Origin of the sequence: Halothiobacillus sp. (assembly GCF_027346185.1) — a bacterium.
Lineage (GTDB): Bacteria > Pseudomonadota > Gammaproteobacteria > Halothiobacillales > Halothiobacillaceae > Halothiobacillus.
In genome coordinates, this window is record NZ_DAIESY010000090.1 from 1 (window position 1) to 2,090 (window position 2,090).

Annotated in this window: 2 protein-coding genes and 1 pseudogene; 1 reads left to right on the forward strand and 2 read right to left on the reverse strand. The window is 52.3% G+C overall.

Annotated elements, in window-relative coordinates; all coding sequences use genetic code 11:
- Window positions 1–142 (reverse strand): annotated as a pseudogene (locus tag M7R55_RS06860) (IS3 family transposase); the annotation flags it as partial.
- 111 nt (window positions 143–253) lie between these two features.
- On the opposite strand from M7R55_RS06860, the gene M7R55_RS06865 reads away from it, so the two are divergent.
- Window positions 254–901: a MarC family protein gene (locus tag M7R55_RS06865; RefSeq protein ID WP_298219671.1), complete on the forward strand. Its 648-nt coding sequence runs from the start codon at window positions 254–256 to the stop codon at window positions 899–901.
- Between the two features lie 50 nt (window positions 902–951).
- On the opposite strand, the gene rpoH is transcribed toward M7R55_RS06865, so the two are convergent.
- Complete coding sequence (gene rpoH, locus M7R55_RS06870) at window positions 952–1,824, reverse strand: RNA polymerase sigma factor RpoH (RefSeq protein WP_298219674.1); 873 nt, start codon at window positions 1,822–1,824, stop codon at window positions 952–954.
- Between the last annotated feature and the right edge of the window lie 266 nt (window positions 1,825–2,090).

Genomic DNA, 2,090 nt, shown 5'->3' on the forward strand with positions numbered 1-2,090 from the left:
GCACCCCAAATTCCTGACCAATTTCATTCACGGTCTTGATGCCACGGATCGCTTCAAGGGCGACCTTGGCCTTGAACTCACCACAAAAATGCTTGCGCTTCGTTTCTCTCACAACCTGCTCCTTTTTAAGGCAGGCTACCATCTTAATTTAATGTCTGGAAATCGGGGTCCACTATAGTCCGAACCATGAGGACTTATTAATGCATGTATATTGTGCAGAAATCAATTCAACCCAATTGAAAGGAACCAGCCCTTGCCCGATTTGATACACCATGCCTTGACCGTATTCATGGCTTTTCTTGCCATGATGAACCCGGTCGCCAACGCCATTATCTTTCTGGGGCTTACGGCTGACATGGGCGTAGCCACCACACGCCAAGTCGCCTGGCGCGCAGTGCGCACGGCTTTTTTGATTGTGCTGACTTTCGCCCTGTTCGGCCCACTAGTGTTTTCATTATTCGGCATCACTCTGTCCGCTTTAAGGGTGGCTGGAGGTGTGTTGATTGCTCTGGTGGGCTTTCGAATGCTGCACGGGGAAAATTCACGAGTGTCGCATCCCAAACAGATCCCATCTGAATCCGGTAGTGAAGTGGATAGCTCGCAGAACGATATCGCCATTACGCCGCTGGCAATTCCGGTGTTGGCTGGTCCCGGCACCATCGCCACCGCCATGAGCTATTCCCCGAGCGGGCACTGGCTGCAAATTGGTTCAACGATTTTGATGTTCACCGTCATTTGCGCTCTGACCTTTTATGCATTCATTTTCTCGGAGCGTATTCTGGTGCGTATAGGACGAGATGGCGTCGCCGTCATCACCCGTTTGATGGGTCTGATCCTGGCCGTGATTGGTGTGCAGATGATTCTTGACGGTATTCACCAATCGGGAATTTTCAACCCATAAAAAACCGGAGATCGTCGTCTCCGGTTTTTTAGATTCAACCACTTGATTAATTACCGGGGTGCCGGCAAAGCCAGCCTGAGTTTTTTCAATGCTGCGTTTTCGATCTGGCGAACCCGCTCTGCCGATACCTGGTACTCGTCGGCCAAGGTCTGCAGCGTCGCTTTGGGCTCTTGCAGCCAACGACGTTCAAGGATGTCGCGACTACGGGCATCGAGATCGTGCAACGCATGAGTCATGGCAGTGACGCGATCGTCCTCGTCCCGCTGAGCAGTCATGTCTTCGACCGAAACCTGATACTGATCGACCAGAATCTGCTCATAGGATGGCCCGTTGCCTTCCTGTTCACCTTCGTACACAGGCGCATCGATGGCAATATCATGACTGTACAGGCGAGATTCCATAGTCACCACTTCACGTTCCGGCACATTCAACTCGGCGGCGATGGCACGTGTTTCATCAGCAGTCAGCCAGCCCAGACCGCTCTTCATTTGGCGCATCTTGAAGAAGAGTTTACGCTGCGCCTTGGTGGTCGCGATTTTCACGATGCGCCAGTTCTTCAGAATATATTCGTGAATTTCTGCGCGAATCCAATGTACGGCAAACGTGACCAAACGCACTTTCTGCTCCGGTTCAAAGCGTTTGACAGCCTTCATAAGGCCGATATTGCCTTCCTGAATCAGATCGGAAAGCGGCAAGCCGTAGCCACGATAACCGCGGGCAATGTGCACCACGAAGCGAAGATGGGACATGATCAGCTTTTGCGCGGCATTGATGTCGCCGGTCGATTTCAGCTGTTCGGCCAGTTTCTGTTCTTCGTCGGCAGTCAGAAGCGGAATGCGGCGCACTTCGGCCAGATACTGCTGCAACGAATCCCCTACCACCGGCAAGGTGCGGGGCATGACAGGATGTTGGGCGGTATTCATTAGTGTGCGTACCTCAGTTGGGGAAAACGTATTTTTTTCAAATGTGCTTGATTCTACCATCAACTTTCGACCGAAGGCCAACCGGAAAGTTCACCCGAATATTCACTGAAATTATCGCTACAAATCAAGCCTCGGATGAACCACCCGTTGCCTATCCCTGCAGGGCTTGCCGCAGCAGGTTTTCCGCCTCGGATGAACCGGCTTTCGGCGTTGGGGGCCAATGGACGATGACCTCCTTATCCCGACTGGTTTCTCCACGACGGATA